Source organism: Anaeromyxobacter paludicola (assembly GCF_023169965.1).
Taxonomy (GTDB): Bacteria; Myxococcota; Myxococcia; order Myxococcales; family Anaeromyxobacteraceae; genus Anaeromyxobacter_B; species Anaeromyxobacter_B paludicola.
Genome location: NZ_AP025592.1, coordinates 778,109 through 795,649, shown reverse-complemented (window position 1 = coordinate 795,649; position 17,541 = coordinate 778,109). Strand labels below are relative to the sequence as shown.

The 17,541-nt window shown below is 73.1% G+C and carries 19 protein-coding genes; 6 read left to right on the top strand and 13 right to left on the bottom strand.

Annotated features, from left to right (window positions below):
• Positions 1-4: 4 nt before the first annotated feature.
• The 5 genes from AMPC_RS03640 to AMPC_RS03620 all read left to right on the top strand — a co-directional run bounded on the left by AMPC_RS03640 (position 5) and on the right by AMPC_RS03620 (position 3,881).
• A complete protein-coding gene (locus AMPC_RS03640) occupies positions 5-568 on the top strand; it encodes a hypothetical protein (RefSeq protein WP_248344401.1) in 564 nt (187 codons plus the stop codon).
• A 9-nt stretch (positions 569-577) separates the two neighbouring features.
• Complete coding sequence (locus tag AMPC_RS03635) at positions 578-973, top strand: hypothetical protein (protein WP_248344400.1); 396 nt, start codon at positions 578-580, stop codon at positions 971-973.
• Between the two features lie 526 nt (positions 974-1,499).
• Positions 1,500-2,294: an SDR family NAD(P)-dependent oxidoreductase gene (locus tag AMPC_RS03630; protein ID WP_248344399.1), complete on the top strand. Its 795-nt coding sequence runs from the start codon at positions 1,500-1,502 to the stop codon at positions 2,292-2,294.
• A 22-nt stretch (positions 2,295-2,316) separates the two neighbouring features.
• Entirely contained in the window at positions 2,317-2,883 is a 567-nt protein-coding gene (locus AMPC_RS03625) for a hypothetical protein (RefSeq protein ID WP_248344398.1), read from the top strand.
• Positions 2,880-3,881, top strand: coding sequence for an AraC family transcriptional regulator (locus AMPC_RS03620; RefSeq protein ID WP_248344397.1), 1,002 nt, complete (start codon positions 2,880-2,882; stop codon positions 3,879-3,881). Before AMPC_RS03625 ends, AMPC_RS03620 begins: the two co-directional genes overlap by 4 nt.
• 271 nt (positions 3,882-4,152) lie before the next feature.
• Here AMPC_RS03620 and AMPC_RS03615 read toward each other — a convergent pair whose 3' ends face one another.
• A complete protein-coding gene (locus AMPC_RS03615) occupies positions 4,153-4,830 on the bottom strand; it encodes a hypothetical protein (protein WP_248344396.1) in 678 nt (225 codons plus the stop codon).
• Between the two features lie 185 nt (positions 4,831-5,015).
• Here AMPC_RS03615 and AMPC_RS03610 point away from each other — a divergent pair, with 185 nt between their 5' ends.
• Positions 5,016-5,633 (top strand): hypothetical protein, encoded by a 618-nt coding sequence (locus AMPC_RS03610; protein ID WP_248344395.1) that lies wholly within the window; start codon positions 5,016-5,018, stop codon positions 5,631-5,633.
• A 108-nt stretch (positions 5,634-5,741) separates the two neighbouring features.
• Here the strand turns inward: AMPC_RS03610 and AMPC_RS03605 are convergent, their stop codons facing one another.
• The 12 genes from AMPC_RS03605 to AMPC_RS03550 form a co-directional block, all read right to left on the bottom strand.
• Positions 5,742-6,143 carry a (deoxy)nucleoside triphosphate pyrophosphohydrolase gene (locus AMPC_RS03605; protein WP_248344394.1) on the bottom strand — a complete coding sequence of 134 codons (402 nt, stop codon included), beginning with the start codon at positions 6,141-6,143 and terminating at the stop codon, positions 5,742-5,744.
• The gene (locus AMPC_RS03600) at positions 6,140-7,234 is read right to left on the bottom strand and encodes an outer membrane protein assembly factor BamB family protein (RefSeq protein ID WP_248344393.1); all 1,095 of its coding nucleotides are present in this window, start codon (positions 7,232-7,234) and stop codon (positions 6,140-6,142) included. The genes AMPC_RS03605 and AMPC_RS03600 overlap by 4 nt, the downstream gene beginning before the upstream one ends.
• Positions 7,235-7,963, bottom strand: a complete 729-nt coding sequence (locus tag AMPC_RS03595) for a tetratricopeptide repeat protein (protein ID WP_248344392.1) — start codon at positions 7,961-7,963, stop codon at positions 7,235-7,237. It abuts the gene before it with no gap.
• A gap of 61 nt (positions 7,964-8,024) precedes the next feature.
• On the bottom strand, positions 8,025-9,473 hold the full coding sequence (gene der, locus AMPC_RS03590; protein WP_248344391.1) for a ribosome biogenesis GTPase Der: 1,449 nt from the start codon (positions 9,471-9,473) through the stop codon (positions 8,025-8,027).
• Between the two features lie 3 nt (positions 9,474-9,476).
• A complete protein-coding gene (gene era / locus AMPC_RS03585; RefSeq protein WP_248344390.1) occupies positions 9,477-10,460 on the bottom strand; it encodes a GTPase Era in 984 nt (327 codons plus the stop codon).
• Positions 10,461-10,967 (bottom strand): peptidylprolyl isomerase, encoded by a 507-nt coding sequence (locus AMPC_RS03580; RefSeq protein WP_248344388.1) that lies wholly within the window; start codon positions 10,965-10,967, stop codon positions 10,461-10,463.
• 30 nt (positions 10,968-10,997) lie between these two features.
• Positions 10,998-11,627: a peptidylprolyl isomerase gene (locus AMPC_RS03575; protein WP_248344387.1), complete on the bottom strand. Its 630-nt coding sequence runs from the start codon at positions 11,625-11,627 to the stop codon at positions 10,998-11,000.
• A 58-nt stretch (positions 11,628-11,685) separates the two neighbouring features.
• The gene (rnc, locus tag AMPC_RS03570) at positions 11,686-12,507 is read right to left on the bottom strand and encodes a ribonuclease III (RefSeq protein ID WP_248344386.1); all 822 of its coding nucleotides are present in this window, start codon (positions 12,505-12,507) and stop codon (positions 11,686-11,688) included.
• A gap of 17 nt (positions 12,508-12,524) precedes the next feature.
• Entirely contained in the window at positions 12,525-13,550 is a 1,026-nt protein-coding gene (meaB, locus tag AMPC_RS03565) for a methylmalonyl Co-A mutase-associated GTPase MeaB (RefSeq protein ID WP_248344385.1), read from the bottom strand.
• Positions 13,547-14,836 (bottom strand): hypothetical protein, encoded by a 1,290-nt coding sequence (locus tag AMPC_RS03560; RefSeq protein ID WP_248344384.1) that lies wholly within the window; start codon positions 14,834-14,836, stop codon positions 13,547-13,549. Before AMPC_RS03560 ends, meaB begins: the two co-directional genes overlap by 4 nt.
• A gap of 13 nt (positions 14,837-14,849) precedes the next feature.
• Positions 14,850-15,989: an acyl-CoA dehydrogenase family protein gene (locus AMPC_RS03555; protein ID WP_248344383.1), complete on the bottom strand. Its 1,140-nt coding sequence runs from the start codon at positions 15,987-15,989 to the stop codon at positions 14,850-14,852.
• A gap of 7 nt (positions 15,990-15,996) precedes the next feature.
• The gene (locus tag AMPC_RS03550) at positions 15,997-17,541 is read right to left on the bottom strand and encodes an acyl-CoA carboxylase subunit beta (RefSeq protein ID WP_248344382.1); all 1,545 of its coding nucleotides are present in this window, start codon (positions 17,539-17,541) and stop codon (positions 15,997-15,999) included.

Genomic DNA, 17,541 nt, shown 5'->3' with positions numbered 1-17,541 from the left:
CGTCATGAACAAGCTCGACGGCGGCGCCGGGCTGATGCGACCGGAGCTCGACTCGCCCACCTACGCGGACTTCGGCGACTACCTGAAGGTCGTCGGCGTCACCGCGGTGATGCTCGGCGGGCCGATCGCTGTCGGCACCCTCGCCGGAGGCGCCGCCGCGGGCGCGGCCGGCGAGGGCGCGATCGCCGCCATCGACTCCGTGCCCGAGCTCGCCGCCATCCCCGAGGCCGCGCTCGTGCCCGCCAGCGCCGTGCCGGAGGCGATCCCCGTCATCGCCACCGGCACCGTCGCGGCCGACGGCACGGTGAGCGCCGCCGGCGTGCTGAGCTCCATCGGCGGCGTGGCCAGCGCCGGCGCGGGCGCCGCCGGCGGCATCGGCGGCGCGCTGCAGACCGCCGCCCAGCTCGGCGGCGTCGTCAGCGCCGCGGGGAAGGCCGCCGGCATCGTCACCGGCGCCACCGACGCTCCCACCACCACCGTCGCCGTCCAGGAGCAGCCCCAGGTCTCCGGCACGGCGATCCTGGCCCTCCTGGCGCTCGGCGCCCTCGTCCTCTTCGTCGCGAACTGAGGTGCCCCCGTGTTCGTCCTTCCGCTCGCCGTCGTCGGCATGACCTGGTGGTTCGGGAAGAAGCGCGCCGCCCAGCGCACCGCGCCGGCCGCGGCCACCTCGAGCACGAGCTCCGCGCTCAGCTCCGGCGCCGGGCAGCTCCTCGAGCTCGCCGGCGGCGTCGCCTCGAGCGCGGCGCCAGGCCTGCTGGGGGCGATCGCCTCCAACGGCGGCTCCGACATCGGCGTGCGCCTCCCGATGCAGACGGCGCAGACGCCGGCGGCCCCCGCGACCGGCCCGACCACCGGCAAGGACTTCGGGACCGGCATCGCTCAGGACGTCGCCCGGTTCACGGGCGGTATCAGGATGTTCTCGATCGGCGCGCCGCCGGACAAGGCCGCCGCGACCTCCTACCGGCCGCTCTGAACAGGGGGCTCGGCAATGAGCTTGACCAATTCGGGCGGCCCGAATATTGTCCGCGGAGTTCGGGCTGTCCGGCCCGAAAGAAGCGCCCCGCCTCACCCCCTACCGTCTCGCAGCGGCCAGGGTTACAAGATCCGAAGCATGGCTGAGGGCGGACGCGGACACGTCCTCCGAAGCCTGCAGGGCCCCTCCACCGAGTCTGCGAGCTCGGAGCAGGGGCCTTGCTTTTTGGGGTGTGCGATGCCGTCTCGCAGCGGCGTAGCTGTCCAGCAGGGGAGGGCTTGCCTACAAGCCCGTATTTGCGGTAGTAAATCCATATTATCGGACTCCCGGACGCCTTCGGGGCCGTTGCGTTCCGTCGCTCACCACCCAGCCCGACATTGGCGCGATCCGTTGGTGACTTGGCGCGTTCCGTCGGAGCCACGGCGCGGCCCAATACCCTAGTCTTGCTGCGTGACGCGACGACCTCGCGTTTCGCCGCCCGGACAGCGAGCCGTCGGGACGGCCACCGCCCACAGGAGAGAGAACCATGGCAAGCAACGAGAACAAGCCGAAGGTCGCCCTGATCACCGGCGCGTCCTCCGGCATCGGAAAGGAGCTGGCGCACCTTCACGCCGCGCGCGGCGGCGACCTGGTCGTGGTGGCTCGCAGCGAGCAGAAGCTCGCCGAGCTCGCCGCCGAACTGAGGAAGGCGCATTCCTGCCGCGTGATCGTCATCGCGAAGGATCTGACCCGGCCTTCCGCCGCGAGAGAGCTCTACGACGCGGTGAAGGCCGCTGGGATCGAGGTGGACTACCTCATCAACAACGCCGGCTTCGGTGGGCGCGGCGCGTTTCACGAGCGGCGCTGGGAGGACGACCTCTCGATGATCGACCTCAACGTCGTCGCCCTGACGGCGCTGACCCGCTTCTTCCTCCCCGACTTCGTGGCGCGCAACAGCGGGAAGGTCCTCAACGTCTCCTCGACGGCGTGCCTGATGCCCGGCCCGCTTCAGGCCGTGTACTACGCCACGAAGGCCTACGTGACATCGTTCAGCAACGCGATCTCCGAGGAGCTCCGCGATACGGGCATCACCGTCACGGCGCTCCTGCCCGGCGCCACCGAGACCGAGTTCGCCCGCGTCGCCGACATGGACAAGACGCCCCTCTTCGCGAAGATGGCGAGTGCCGCGGACGTCGCCAAGGCGGGCTACGAGGGGATGCTCGAGGGCAAGATGGACGTCGTCGCCGGAATGACCTTCGCCCAGAGGCTGATGCTCTCGCTCGTCCCGTTCACGCCGAAGAAGCTGCTCATGCGCCAGATCCACGAGATGCAGAAGGTGTAGCCCTCCGGGTGTCGAGGCCGTCATGGACTTCGTCCGTCATTCCGTTCAGTGGGCGCGCGGTGAGATCCTGGAGATGACTCTCATCGCTGCAGCCGGGCTCACGGTGGCCGTGATCGGGGTCGCCTTCGGGCGACTCGGCTCGACGCCGCTCGCCAAGGCGATGCTCGTCCCGCTCGTGGTGCTCGGGCTCTTCTTCGTCGCCATCGGCGTGTCTGGTTACGCAACGAACCGCACCCGCATCCCGGCGTACGAGCAGGCCTACCGCGAGGATCCAGCAGCCTTCGTCCGGGCCGAGCAGAAGCGGGTCGAAGGATTCCAGTACATGTACCGGATCACGAACGTCCTCGCGCCCATCTGCTTCGCGGTGGCAGCTGGATTGTTCTGGCTCACGCTCGACGCGCGCGCACGCGCCGCAGGGATCGCGCTGGTGGTCTTCGGCCTCTTCGGCTTCATCGTCGACGGGTTCTCCAAGGAGCGCGCGGGCATCTACCACTCGGCGATCCTCGAGGCGCTCCCCGGCGGCCCTCCGGCGGAACCCACGCACGAGGCTCCGGGATCCCGCACGCAGCATCGCGGAGGAGCCCGATGACGACCATCGGCACGTACACGTTCGATCAGTCGTGGCGGGTTGTCCTGGCGGATCTGGGGGTCTCTGCGGCAGATGTCCTCCGCCGGGCATCGCTGCCGGGGGACCTCCTCTCGCGCGAGCGGGTCACGCTCACGCAGCCGGAGTACTTCCGCCTCTGGCGGGGGTTCGAGGAGGAGGTCTCCGACCCCACCCTGCCCCTCCGGATCGGCGCGACCATCAAGGCGGAGTCGTTCGACCCCCCGCTCTTCGCGGCGCTCTGCAGCCCGGACCTCGACACGGCGCTCGGCCGGATCGCCCTCTACAAGGTCCTGACGTGCCCGATGCGGCTCGACGTGCAGGCTCGCCGTGACACGACGACGCTCGTCCTGTCGTGGCTCGACGCGCTCGAGGCCCCTCCCGCGCTGCTCGTCGCCACCGAGCTGGTGTTCTTCGTGGCGCTGGCTCGACTCGGCACGCGATCACGAGTGCAACCCCTGGCGGTGGAGGCGCCCGTCCGCCTGGAGCCAGCGAACGCCTATACCTCCTGGTTCGGCGTCGCACCCCGCCGCGGCCGCCGCGCCGCGCTGACCTTCGCGGCCGCCGACTCCAGGCGCCCCTTCCTCACCTCCAACGAGGCGATGTGGCGGTCGTTCGAGCCGGAGCTAAAGCGCCGGCTCGCCGAACTCGACGCCCGCGCCTCGACCGCCGAGCGCGTTCGGGCCTCGCTCCTGGAGCTGCTCCCGGGCGGCGCGGCGTCGATCGAGGCGGTTTCGGCGAGGCTCGGCGCCAGCAGCCGCACCCTGCAGCGTCGCCTCCACGACGAGCAGACCTCCTTCGCGACGGTGCTCGCCGAGACCCGGGCGGAGCTGGCGCGTCACTACCTCGGGAAGACCGCCCTCACCGCGGCGGAGATCTCCTTCCTGCTCGGGTTCGAGGACCCCAACTCCTTCTACCGCGCGTTCCATGCGTGGACCGGAGCCACGCCGGAGCAGGCCCGCAGCCGCCTGACGTCGCACTGACGCCGTGGGGCAACGCCACCGTCGTCGACACGCCGTTCAAGACGCTCAAGGGCTCCGAGGCTACGTCGCGAGCCTGACGCCCTGATGCGTGGTGCGGGTGAGTCGAGTTGCCCGACTCCATCACCGAGCGGGGTCTCGGCGTCCCACGCGGGGCCAGGCAAAAACGCAACATCGGCACCACGGTGCGCTCCACAACGCTCCGCCTCCACCACGCCCCGTTCCCGGTACTCGTCGCCGCCGCGCCCGGGCTCCGGCCGCCCCGCGGCGCCCGCTACATCGGCGGCACCACCCCGTCCTTCCCTACGTTGAGCCGCTCCGCGACGAGGGTGCCGTCGGGCCGGCGCGAGGCGACCGCGAAGACGTGCGCGCCGGGCACGAGGCTCGAGCGATTTCCCGGCTCCACCTGGAGCACCGGCGTGCCCTCGGGCACGAGCACCTTCTTCTCGCCGCCCGGGTACTGCAGCGACAGCTCGCGCGCGCCGCCGCTCTCGCCGACCTTCGACACGGTCGCGTTGGTCATGCTGCTCCCGGTGCCCTGCGACCCGGCGCCGCCGGGCCCGACCTCGGCCACGGTGGCGTTGGTCATGGTGCTGCCCGGCTTCAGGTCCCAGGGATGGTGCCCCTCGCCGGTGCCGCGCATCGAGCTCGGGAACACGTGCACCTCGAGCGCCCGCAAGCGGCCGTCGGGCTCGGGCACCGCCGCGGTGCCGACGAAGGCGCCGCTGCGCAGGAGCTTCGGGTCGCCCTTCGACACCAGCGCCACCTTGGCGTTCTCGGGGAGCTGCAGCGCGACGAGGTCGCCCGAGCGCGTCCGGAGCTGGAGCGCGCCCCCCTGGAGCGACACCACGTCGCCCCGCACGTGGACCTGCGCCGACCCCGGCTCCGCGGCCCCCGCCGCGCCCCCCACGACCAGCGCTCCCACGGCAGCCCACCACGACAGTCGAGCCATGAAGACACCTCCCGCCGCCGGCCACCTCGGGCCGGCGCGCCGCGCGAAGCATGGCCATCGAGCGACCTCCCGGCAGGCCCGCCGCACCGGGGTCACGCGACGGCGCCGACCCGACCGGGCGGGCCGCGCCGGATTCCTCGCGGCGAATTGCTGTCCGGCCCCGCCGCCTCTGATACTTTCGCCGGATGCTCCGCCGCCTCGCCCTCCTGGCCGCCCTCGCCGCGCTCGCCTGCCGCCGGCACGACCCCGACCAGGCAGCTCCTGCGCCGCAAGCGCCGGCCACGCCTGCCGCGACGGCGACGGCCGAGGCCTCCAGCGCCGCTCCCGCAGCCCCGGGCGCCGGGACGGCCACCCCGGCCGCGCAGCCCGCCCCCACCCCGACCCCCGCCGGCCCGCTCCCCCTGCCCGTCCAGGCCTTCGCCGTGGAGGGCGCGACCGAGGTACCCCTCGGGCCCGGCGCGGAGCCGACCGCCGTCGAGCCGCGCAGCACGTTCCGGCTCGCCGCCGGCGCCGCCCTGGTGGACGCCCACGCGGTGCTCCTCGACGAGAAGGGCGACATGGTCCCCTCCACCGGGACGACCGAGCTCGGCCAGGAGGCGCTCTTCCGCGTCTCGCCCCGCGAGCCGCTGCGGCCCGGGTCGCGCTACACGCTCAAGGTCGAGACCGCCGGAGGGAAGGAGCTGCGGGACGCGCAGGGGCGCGTCTACGCGCCGGCTGCGGTGGCCCTGCGGACCACCGGGACGAAGCCGGCGGCGCCCGCCGCGGCCAAGCCGTCGAAGCGCGGTCACCGGCGGCACCGGTAGCGGCCGGGGCGACCGGGCCGAGACATCGGGGGCGCCTGGCGGCTCGCCCGCGCCCGCTGCCGCCTGGGAAGGCGCCGCGGTCACCGGGTCAGGCCGCCTCGGCGGCGCCTACGTCGCGCGCAGGCGCGCCGCGATGACCGGGAGCGCCGGCAGGTCCGCCTCGCAGAAGTCGTAGGTCGGGAGCGCGTCCGGGCCGCTCCACTCGAGGGCGTCGGCGCCGAGGCAGCGCGGCTCGGCGCCGGCTGCGAGCGCGCAGTCGTAGAAGGCGAGCTCGACCTCGAGATCGGGGTAGCGGTGGCGCGCCCGGCAGAGCAGCTCCCCCACCGCGACCTCGCAGGCGAGCTCCTCGGAGATCTCCCGGCGCAGGGCGTCGGGCTCGGGCTCCCCCGGCTCCACCTTGCCGCCGGGGAACTCCCACTGGCCGCCGCGCGGCCCGCCCGGGAAGCGGCGGGTGACGAGCACCCTGCCCCCGCGCCGGATCACCGCCGCGACCACCCGCACCGACCTCATCTCAGGTCCAGCGCGACCAGCTCCCCGGCGTTCGAGATCACGTAGGCCCGGCCGGCCCGGACCGCCGGGCTGGCGGTGACGCCCGTGCCCGGATCGAAGATCTTCACGAGCCGCCCGGTCGCCGGATCGAGCCAGCGCAGACCGGTGCCGGCCGGGACCACCACCGCCCCGGCCGCCATCACCGGGTCGCCGCCGACCATGCCGTCGAGCGGCGCGTTCCAGTAGACCTTGCCGTCCCGCGGCGAGAGCGCGACCACGCGGGTGGTGGTGACGGCGACGAGCCGGCCCTGCAGCAGGGAGAGCCGCGTCGGCCCGGGGAGCTTCGTCTCCCAGGCGGCGTTCCCGGTCTCGGCCTCGAGGCCGTACACCGCGCCGGAGAAGGCGGTCACGTACACCCGGCCCTCGTCCACCTGCGGGGTCGAGTCCACGTCGAGGAAGTCGCCCGCCGGGGCGACGCGCCGCTCCCACTTGACCGCGCCGGTGGCCGCGTCGAGCGCCGCCACGAAGCCGTCCGAGTAGCCGGCGTAGGCCACGCCGCCCGCCACCGCCGCGCCGCTGGCGCCGTGGATGGTGAAGCCCTCCTTGCCCTCGCGGCGGTGGTGCCACTTGAAGGCGCCGGTCGCGGCGTCGAGCGCGAACAGGGTGTCCTGCTGGCTGGTCACGTAGACCAGCCCCTTCGCGAGGACCGGCGTGCTCCCGAGCGGCTCCTGTGCGTCGTAGCTCCAGCGCACCTTCCCGGTGCCCGCCTCGACGGCGTAGAGCTTCCCGTCGTCGCACGGGGCGTAGACGGTGTCGCCCTCGACCCGCGGCGCCGCGTCGAACGGCCCGCCGGTCTTGAGCTCCCAGAGCACCTTCCCCTTGTCGGAGAGCGCGCGCAGGATGCCGTCGCGGGCGCCCACGACCACGTTCCCGCGCTGCGGGTCGATGGCCGGGCCACCCGGCTCACGGGGCTTGTACTCGAGCAGTCCGGGGGGGACGAGCGGGCGGGTCCAGGCGACCTGCCAGAGCTGGATGGGGGCCGGCGCGAGCCGGGCGCCCGCGCCCGGCGCCTGCGAGAGGGCCAGGGCGAGCGCGACGCTGGCGGCGTTCATCTACTTGCCGCCCAGCCTGGCGAGCCGCTCCTGCGCCTCGGTCTTGAGCGGCGACTCCTTGAAGTCGTCGGCGAAGGTGGCGAGGATCTTCTTCGCCTCGTCGGCCTTGCCGGCCTTGGCGAGCACGCGGGCCCGCTCGAGCGCGGCGCGATCCTTGTAGAACGTCACCTCGCGGCCGAGCTGCTCGTAGTCCTTGGCGGCGGCGTCGAGGTCGTTCTTGGCCTCGTGCGCGGCGGCGAGCCCCTCGAGCGCGGCGAAGCGCAGCGCGTCGCCCTTGCCGGCCGCGTCGAGCCAGGCCCGGTAGGTGGCGATCGACTCGTCCGGCTTCCCGAGCCGGAGCTGCGCGTCGGCCGCGAGCAGCGCCGCGGTGCGGGCGGCGTCGCTCGACGGGTACTGCTTGCGGACGTCCTCGGCCGCGGCGAGCACCGCCTGCTGCCTCTCGGACTCGCTCTTGAAGAGCGGCTTCTGCACGCCCGGGAGCGGGACGGTCGAGATCTCGCCGTCGGCGGCGTCGAGCGCGCGGTAGAGCAGCGCGCCGGCCTTGAGCTCGCGCCCGTGGAGGTACTGCCCGATGCCGAGGATGACGCCCACGACCACGAGGGCGCCCACGACGCCCGCCACGATCTGCTTCTCGTGGGACCTGGCCCAGCCCGCCGCCTCGCCGGCCGCGACCTGGAACTTGTCCGGCCCCTTCATCTCCTTGCGGGTGATGACCTCGGTCTTGGACATGCTGCCTCTCGGAAAAGTTGAGGAAAAATCGCGCCCAAATTAGGCGGGTCGAACCGCACCGTCAAGCGGAAGGCTTCCCGCGGCGGCGCGCCCGGCGCCGCTCCTTGAAGAGGAAGCGGATGGGCACCTCGAGGCCGAACGCCTCGCGCATCCGGTTCTCGAGGAAGCGCTTGTAATCCCCCGAGATCGCCTCGGGACGGTTGCACTGGATGGCGAAGGTCGGCGGGGCGTAGCCGACCTGGGCCATGTAGTACAGCTTGACCGGCTTGCCGCGCGCCAGCGGCGCCGGGTGGGCCCGCTGCACGTTCTCGAGGAGGTCGTTCAGGGCGGGCGTCGGGAACCGCGCCCGCGACTGCTGCACCAGGCGCGCCGCGGTGTCGAGCACCTTGGCCACGTTCTTCCCGGTCTTCGCGGAGGTGAAGATCATCGGCGCGAAGGAGATGAACGGCAGCCGCTTCGCGAGCTCCTTGCGGTACCAGGCCTGCGTCGCCTCCTCGGCCTCCGCGAGGTCCCACTTGTTGACGACGCAGATGAGCACCTTGCTCTTCTCGGCCACCAGGCCGAGCAGGCGGGCGTCCTGCTCCACGCCCGCCTCGCTGGCGTCGAGCAGGCAGGCGACCACCTCCGCCTCGTCGATGGAGCGCATGGCGCGGACCACCGAGTACAGCTCCACCTTCTGCGCGATCGACCGCTTGCGCCGGATGCCGGCGGTGTCGGTGACCACGAACTTCCGATCCTTGTAGGTGATCTCGCTGTCGATGGAGTCGCGGGTGGTGCCGGCCACGGCGGAGACCACGAACCGCTGCTCGCCGAGCAGCGCGTTCACGAAGGTGCTCTTGCCGACGTTCGGGCGGCCGATGATGGCGAGCCGGATGGGCGCGTCGGGATCCGGGGCGCGACCGCCCTCCTCGCCCTCCTCTCCCTCCTCGCGCTCGTCGAGGGGCGTGAGCTCCTCCGGCGCCGGCGTGCGCGGGACCTGCAGCTCGGCCACGATGGCGTCGAGCAGCTCGCCCACGCCGCGGTCGTGCTCGGCGGAGACCGGGAAGACCTCCCCGAACCCGAGCTCGTAGAAGTCGGAGAGCGGCGCCTCCGCCTCGGTGCCGCCGCTGTCCATCTTGTTGACCGCCACGAAGAGCCGCTTGCCGGCCCGCCGCAGCAGGCCCGCCACCGACCGGTCCACCTCGGTGAGCCCGGCGCGCCCGTCCACGACCAGCACCACCGCGGCGGCCTCGTCCACGGCGAGCTGCGCCTGCTCGCGCACCTGGCGCATGAGCCGGTCCGGCGCGTGCTCCGCGGGCGCGCCCGGCTCGAAGCCGCCGGTGTCCACCACCGAGATGGCCCGGTGGTCCCACTCGCAGTCGGCGTAGTTGCGGTCGCGGGTGACGCCCGGCTCGTCCTCGACGATGGCCATCCGGCGGCCGGCGATCCGGTTGAAGAGCGTGGACTTGCCCACGTTGGGGCGGCCCACGAGGGCGATCAGCGGGCGCGCGGCCGCGAGGATCTCGGTCATGACCTACAGGCCCAGCTTCTGGAGCGAGGCGGCGCGCTCGCTCCAGCGCTCCTCCACCTTCACGGTGAGCTTCAGGAACACCTTGCAGCCGAGCAGCCGCTCCAGCCCCTCGCGCGCCCGGGTCCCGATCGACTTCAGCATGTCGCCCTTCTTGCCGATCAGGATCGCCTTCTGGCTGTCGCGCTCGACGAAGAGCAGCGCCGAGATGCGCACCAGCCCGCTCCTCCCCTCCCCCCGCTCCGACTCGTCGAACTCCTCGACCTCGACGGCCACGGCGTAGGGGAGCTCCTGGCGCGTCTGGAGCATCACCTGCTCGCGCACGTACTCCGCCGCGAGCTGCCGCTCCGCCTGGTCGGTGAGCATGTCCTCCGGGAAGAGGAGCGCGTCCGACTCCGGCAGCGTCCGCGCCAGCGCCTCGAGCAGCGCGTCCACGTTCTCGCCGCTGAAGGACGAGAACGGGACCACGTCGGCCCACGGCGCGAGCCCCTGGTACGCGGCGATGACCGGGAGCAGGAGCTCCTTCGGCCCGCGGTCCGCCTTGCTGACGCCCAGCACGAGCGGCTTCCGGCTCCGCTTCGCCTGGTCGATCACCCAGGAGGTGGCCTCCCCGACCTCGACGCGCCCGTTCGGCCCCGTGCCCGACTCGACCAGCACGAGCACGGTGTCCACCTCCGAGAGCGTGGTGAGCGCCGTCTCGACCATCCGGGCGTTGAGCGTGCCCTTGGCCCGGTGCAGCCCGGGCGTGTCGAAGAAGGCGACCTGGAGCCCGGGCGCGGTGTGGACGCCGAGGATGCGCGTCCGCGTGGTCTGCGGGCGCGGCGACACGATCGCCACCTTCTCCCCGAGCACGCGGTTGAGGAGGGTGGACTTGCCGACGTTGGGCCGGCCGACGATGGCGACGAAGCCGGCGCGGAGCTTCTTCGCGGCCCTGGGAGCCTTGGCCGGCTTCGGGGACTTCGAGGTCTTCGGAGGGTTCTTCTTGCCCACTCAGGGAGCCTTGCCGCGGGTGATGGTGACCTTCTCCAGCTTCACCTTGGCGTTGCCCGCCTGGGCGATGCGGGGGACGAGGTCGAAGCCCTTCACCACCTCGCCGAAGATGGTGTGGCCGCGGTTGAGGTGCGGCGTCGGGACCTCGGTGATGAAGAACTGCGAGCCGTTGGTGTTCGGCCCGGCGTTCGCCATCGCGAGGAGGCCCGGCTTGTCGAAGCGGTTCGAGGCGTCGATCTCGTCGGCGAAGCGGAAGCCGGGGCCGCCGAAGCCGGTGCCCATCGGATCGCCCCCCTGGATCATGAACTCGGGGATCACGCGGTGGAACACGGTCCCGTCGTAGAGCGGCCGCTTCACCGTCTGGCCGCTCGACGGATCCTTCCACTCCTTCGTGCCCTCCGCGAGGCCGACGAAGTTCTCCACGGTCTTGGGCGCCTTCTCGGGAAGGAGCTTCACGACGATGTCGCCCATCGAGGTGGTGAACGTCGCGTACGTTTCCTCGGCCATTGGCTTCTCCCTGTTACGGCGTGGCGCGGCTCACTTGCAGGTGGGCCGGGTGCTGGTGATGACGACCTTCTCGAGCTTGGTCTTGGAGTTGCCGGCGCGCGCGATCTTGCCCACGAGGTCGCACCCGCAGACGCCCTCGCCGAAGTGCGTGTAGCCGCACAGCCCCGACGGGCTGCCGCAGGGCTGCGGGTTGAGGTGCGGCGCCGGGGCCTCGGTGATGAAGAACTGCGAGCCGTTGGTGTTGGGACCGCTGTTGGCCATCGCGAGCTGGCAGGGCTTGTCGAACGGCTTCTCGCCGGCCTTGAGCTCGTCCTGGAAGGTGTAGCCGGGGCTCCCCACGCCCATGCCGAGCGGGTCCCCTCCCTGGATCATGAAGTTCGGGATGACGCGGTGGAAGACGGTGCCGCTGTAGAGCGACTTGCGGGTCTTCTCGCCGGTGCGCGGGTCGGTCCACTCCTTCTTGCCCTGCGCCAGCTCGACGAAGTTCTTCACCGCGACCGGGGCCTCCTGGGGCAGCAGCTTCACCCCGATCTTCCCGGCGGTGGTCTCGAAGACGGCGTACTGCTCCTTCTGCGCCGGCGCCTTCCCCTTCTTGGCGGCGTGGGCGGCGGCGGGGGCGAGCGCGGCGACGGCGGCGAGCGCGAGGAGGGTCTTCTTCATGCGGCGGCATGCTATTCGCGCGGGGGCGCCCCCGCAACGAAAAGCGCCCTGTTCGCGGTCACTTCTTCGCTTCGGGCGGGGCTGGCTCGCCCTCGGTCCGCGCGGCCAGCGCCTCGAGCGCGCCGCGCGCCGCGGCCTGCTCGGCGTCCTTCTTCGACCGCCCCTCGCCCCGGCCGAGCACCTCGCCCTTGAGCTCGAGCTCCACCTCGAAGATCTTCGAGTGGTCCGGGCCGCGCTCCCCCACCACCCGGTAGCGGGGGCTGGCGCGGAGGCGGCTCTGGGCCTGCTCCTGCAGCTGCGTCTTCCAGTCGCGGTCGAGCGTGCCCGCCGCCGCGCGCTCGAAGGCCTCGCCCAGGAACCGGTCCACCACCTCGAGGACCAGCGCGAGCCCGCCCTGCAGGTAGAGGGAGGCCACCACCGCCTCCATGGCATCCGCCAGGAGCGAGGCCTTCTCGCGGCCGCCGGTCAGCTCCTCGCCGCGGCCGAGCCGGAGCAGCTCGCCCAGCCCGAGGGTGCGGGCGATTCCCGCCAGCGCCGCCTCGTCCACCAGCGAGGCCCGGATCTTGGAGAGCTCGCCCTCCTGTGCCCCGGGGAACCGCTCCATGAGCCGGTGGGAGACGGCCAGGTCGATGACCGCGTCGCCCAGGAACTCCAGCCGCTCGTTGTCGGCGAGCCCCTCGCCGCGGTGCTCGTTGACGTAGGACTTGTGGGTCAGCGCGGCCAGCGGCCGCGGCCCAGGGGCCACCGCCACGCCCAGCCGCCGGGAGAGCTCGGCGGCGAGGTCGCGCTCGGGGTCGGGGGGCCCCGGCCGGACCTCGGGCTCGGGGGCTTCGGCAGCTTCAACGGCGGTAGCGGGGGCGCGCTTCTCGGGATCTTCCATCGCCTCGCTCATCGGGTTCATCGCCGCAGCCGGGCCGCGAGCTCCTCGGCCAGGGCGTAGGGGTCGGCCTCGCGGGCGGCGATCCGGGCCGCGATGGCGTCGAGGTGGCTCCCCTCCGCGCCGAGCCGGGCCAGCGCGCCGGCGAGGAGCTGCTCCCGGAGGAGCGCGAGGAAGCCGGCGCGGGCCCGCGCCACGTCGCGCGTGCGCCGCTCGCCCGTGTCGTCGAGGTGGCGGCGGTGCCGGGCGATCGCCTCGACCAGCTCCCCCACCCCCTCGTCGCGCACCGCCACCGTCTTCACGATGGGCGGCTCCCAGAAGCCCTGATCGTGCGGGTCGGTCGAGCTGGTCCGGCGGATCCGGTGGAGGTCGTCGTGCTCCAGCACCTCGCGGGTGGCGGCGCTCTTGCGCAGCTCCAGCATGGTGGCGAGATCGCGCACCGTCCGGTCGGCGCCCTCCCGGTCGGCCTTGTTGACGGCGAAGACGTCGGCGATCTCGAGCACGCCGGCCTTGATGGCCTGCACGTCGTCGCCCAGGCCGGGCACCGACACCACCACCACCGTGTGCGCCAGCTGGGCCACCTCGATCTCGTCCTGGCCCACCCCCACCGTCTCCACGATCACCACGTCCTTGCCCATGGCGTCCATCACCTGGACCACCTCGGCGGTGCCGCGCGAGAGGCCGCCCAGGTTGCCCCGGGTCGCCATGGAGCGGATGAACACGCCCTCGTCGAGCGCGTGGTCCTGCATCCGGATGCGATCGCCCAGGATGGCCCCGCCGGAGAACGGGCTCGTCGGATCGACGGCCACCACGCCCACGGTCAGGCCGGCCTTGCGGTAGTGGGCGATGAGCCGGTCGGTCAAGGACGACTTGCCCGCGCCCGGCGCGCCGGTGAGCCCGACCACGTAGGCCCGCCCCGTGCGCGGGAAGAGCGCCTGCAGGTGCCGCCGCGCCGCCGGGAGCCCGTCGTCGAGGTCCCGCATGAGCCGCGCCGCCGCCCGCACGTCGCCCGCAGCCACCCGCTCCACCACGCCGTTCGCGCTCACGCGGTCGCCGCCTCCGGGACGAAGTTCGCCATCAGGATCGAGCTCGCCATCCGCCGCGGCGCGCCGATGGGCTGCCGCAGCCGGTCGAGCTGCCGGTAGGTGACCGCCCCCTCGTGGACCTGGTCCACCAGCACGAGGAGCCGCCAGCCACCGCGCTCGTGCGAGAAGACCGCCTCGAACTCGGGGCGCTTCAGCACCCGGGCCGCGCCGTAGGGCCGGCCGTCGATGTCGGTGCCGACGTAGCGGACCTCGTCCGGCCCCTGGGCCTCCACCACCACGTTCATCACCCAGACCTCGCCCGCCCGAGGCTCGGGCGCGGCCCGGCCGGAGGCTGCCGCGACGCCCCGCGCCGGCGCGCCCTCTTCCCCGAGCGCGGCCGCGACCGCCTGCCGCGGGCCGGCGAAGGCGGCGAGCTCGAACCGCTCGCTCCAGAGGTCGCCGGAGGGGCCGATGACCCGCCCGCGGAAGGTGGTGCCGACCTCGCGGGTGGCGACGAACCGGTAGCGGGTGCCGCCCGACTCGAACTCGCGGAGGATCTCCACCTCGGCGTTCGGCGCCAGCATGGCGTCGCCCCCGAAGCGCTCGGCGAGGGCGGCGAGCGTGAGCGCGTTGCGCGGAGGCGGGGTGGCCTCCACGCCGGCGGCGGCCGCGGGCGCCCCCGGCTCGGGCCGCTCGGCCGCGAGCTGCTCGAGCTCCGGCGCGGCCCGGGAGAGCTCCGCCTCGAGCTCCCCGGGCCCCTCGAAGCGCGCGAGCTCCAGCCGGCGGAAGCTCGGCGGCACGTCGAAGGGGCGCCCGCCCACCGGGGCGACGCGGGTGACCTGCAGCCCGTCCGGGCCGGCGAAGACCTCGAAGGCGTGCCCCGGCGTCTTCACCACCGCGCGCACCGCCAGCCGGTCGGGGTCGAGCCCCGGCTCGAGCCGGAGCGCGCGCAGCCGGGCGGCGAGATCCTGCAGCAGCGCGGCGCGCCGGCCGAGCTCGTCGAGGACCCGCTGCTCGAGCGCCGCGAGCCGCTCGGCGTCGTAGAACGGCACCGGGCCGAGCGCCGAGAGCGGCGGATCGGTGAAGCGGAGCCGATCGTGCCCCTCGACCGAGAACCGGGCCCGGGCGATGGCGGCGCCGGTGGCCGGGTGGAGCACGCTCCCCTGGAAGAGCAGCTCCCCCTCGAGCGTCTCCCGGTCGGCGGCGAGCCGAACCGGCACCGCGAGCGAGGTCAGCTTCCGCGCGGCGATCTGGTTCAGCCGCTCGCGCGGGATCTTGCTGATGATGGTGTGCTCGCCCTCGGACATGCCGTCGGGCAGATTACCCCAGAATCTCCCGCCCGATCACGATCCGCTGCACCTCGCTCGTCCCCTCGCCGATCTCGCAGAGCTTGGCGTCGCGGTAGTACCGCTCCACCGGGAAGTCCCGGGTGTACCCGTAGCCCCCGTGGATCTGGATGGCCTTCGCGGTCGCGCGCATCGCCACCTCGCTCGCGAAGAGCTTGGCCATGGAGGCCTCCTTCGTGAACGGGCGCCCGGCGTCACAGCGGGCGGCCGCACGCTGCACCAGGAGGCGCGCGGCGTTCGTCTCGGTGGCCATGTCGGCCAGCATGAAGGCGATGGCCTGGAAGTCGCCGATGGGGTGGCCGAAGGCCTTGCGCTCCTTGGCGTAGGCGCGGGCCTCCTCGAAGGCGCCGCGCGCCAGCCCCACCCCGAGCGCGCCGATGGCGATCCGGCCGCGGTCGAGGATCTGGAGCGTGTCGATGAAGCCGTGGTCCACCTCCCCGAGCCGGTGGTCGTCGGGCACCACCACCTCCTCGAGGTGCAGCTCGCCGGTGTCGGAGCTGCGCATCCCGAGCTTGCCGTGGATGGGCTTCTGGCCGAACCCCTGCGCCCCGCGCTCCACCACGAAGGCGGTGATCCCCTTCTGCTTCTTGTCCGGGCTGGTGGAGGCGAGGATCACGAAGACGTCGCCGACCGTGCCCTGGGTGATGAAGGTCTTCGCGCCGGAGAGCACCCACTCGCCGCCGCGCCGGACCGCCGTCGTCCGCAGCCCGGCCGCGTCCGAGCCCGAGCCGGGCTCGGTGAGCCCCCAGGCCGCGAGCCGCTCCCCCGAGGCGAGCGCGGGCAGCCAGCGCCGCTTCTGCGCGTCGGTGCCGAAGAGCCGGATGTGGCCCGAGCCGAGCCCGTTGTGGCTCGCCACCGTGAGCGCGAGCGAGCCGTCCCAGCGGGCCAGCTCCTCGACGATCACCGCCGTGGCGGCGGCGTCGAGCCCCGCGCCGCCGAGCTCCTCGGGCACGTTGATGCCGAGGAACCCGAGCCGCCCCAGCTCCTTCACCACCTCGAGCGGGAACTCCTCCCGCTCGTCCCAGCCGCGCGCCTGCGCCTTCACCCGATCCTGGCAGAACTGCCGGACCGTGCGCTGGATCTCGAGGTGCGCCTCGTCGAGCTCGAAGTCCATGGGCCCCTCACACGGGCGTGACCGCCCGCTTGCGTCCCGCCGGCGGCGCGTAGCCCTCGGCGTAGTAGCGGAACCGCCGCGACAGCTCGTCGCGCAGCCCGCTCCCCGGCACCACCGCGTCCACCACCAGCTCGCTCGCCAGCTTCTCGATGTCGATGTCCTTGCGGTAGTCGTCGCGGAGCGCCTGCACGTAGGCGGCCCGCTCGGACTCCGGCCGCTCCTGGATCTTGTTGAAGTAGACGGCGTTCACCGCCGCCTCGGGCCCCATCACCGCGATCATCGCCTGCGGCAGCGCGAGGGTGCAGGAGGGCGCGAAGCCGGGGCCGTCCATGGCGTAGAGCCCGGCGCCGTACGCCTTGCGCACCACCACGCAGATCCGCGGCACGGTGGCCTCGGAGACGGCGCTGATCATCTTGGCGCCGGCCCGGATGATGCCCGCCCGCTCCACCTTGGTGCCGATCATGAACCCGGGGACGTCGGCCAGGTAGAGGAGCGGCAGGTTGAAGGCGTCGCAGAGCCAGATGAAGCGGGCCGCCTTGTCGGCCGAGTCCACGAAGAGCACGCCGCCCTTCACCCTGGGCTGGTTGGCGACGATGCCGATCGGCCGGCCGTCGATGCGGGCGAGCCCGGTGACGAGCTCGCCGGCGAAGAGCTTCTTCACCTCGAAGAAGGAGCCCTCGTCCACGAGCGCATCGATGAGCGCGAGCACGTCGAAGGGCCGGTTCTGGTCGGCCGGGATGAGGTCCTCGATGGGCCGCTCCTGCCGGCGCGGCGGCTTGGGCGGCGCGAGGGGCGGCAGCTCCCGGCAGCTCCGGGGCATGAAGGCGAACCAGCGGCGCGCCTCCCGCAGCGCCTCCTCCTCGCTCTGGCAGAGCACGTCGGCGCAGCCCGAGACGGAGCAGTGCATCCGCGCCCCGCCCAGCTCCTCGAGGGTCACCTTCTCGCCGATGACCATCTCGGCCATGCGCGGCGAGCCGAGGTACATGGAGGCGTTCCCCTCCACCACGAACACGAGGTCACAGAAGGCGGGGATGTAGGCGCCGCCCGCGGCGGAGGGGCCGAAGAGCAGGCAGATCTGCGGCACCACGCCGGAGAGGTGCACCTCGTTGTGGAAGATCCGCCCGGCGCCCCGCCGCCCGGGGAACATCTCGAGCTGGTCGGTGATGCGCGCCCCCGCCGAGTCCACGAGGTAGAAGAGCGGCAGCCGCTGCGCCGCCGCGACCTCCTGGACGCGCAGGATCTTCTCCACCGTCCGCTTGCCCCAGCTCCCGGCCTTCACGGTGGAGTCGTTGGCCATCACGCAGACCGGGCGCCCCTCGATGGCGCCCAGCCCGGTCACCACGCCGTCGGCCGGCAGCTCCGGGTCGAGGGCGTTCGCGAGCGCGCCGTCCTCCACGAAGGAGCCCTCGTCGAGCAGGAGCCGCAGGCGATCGCGGGCGAAGAGCTTCCCCTGCTCCGCGTTCTTGCGGTGGTACTTCTCGGCGCCGCCGCGGCGGACGCGCGCGAGCTCCGCCTCCAGCCGCTCGTCGGGTCCGTCGGGCCGGTCGGCCAT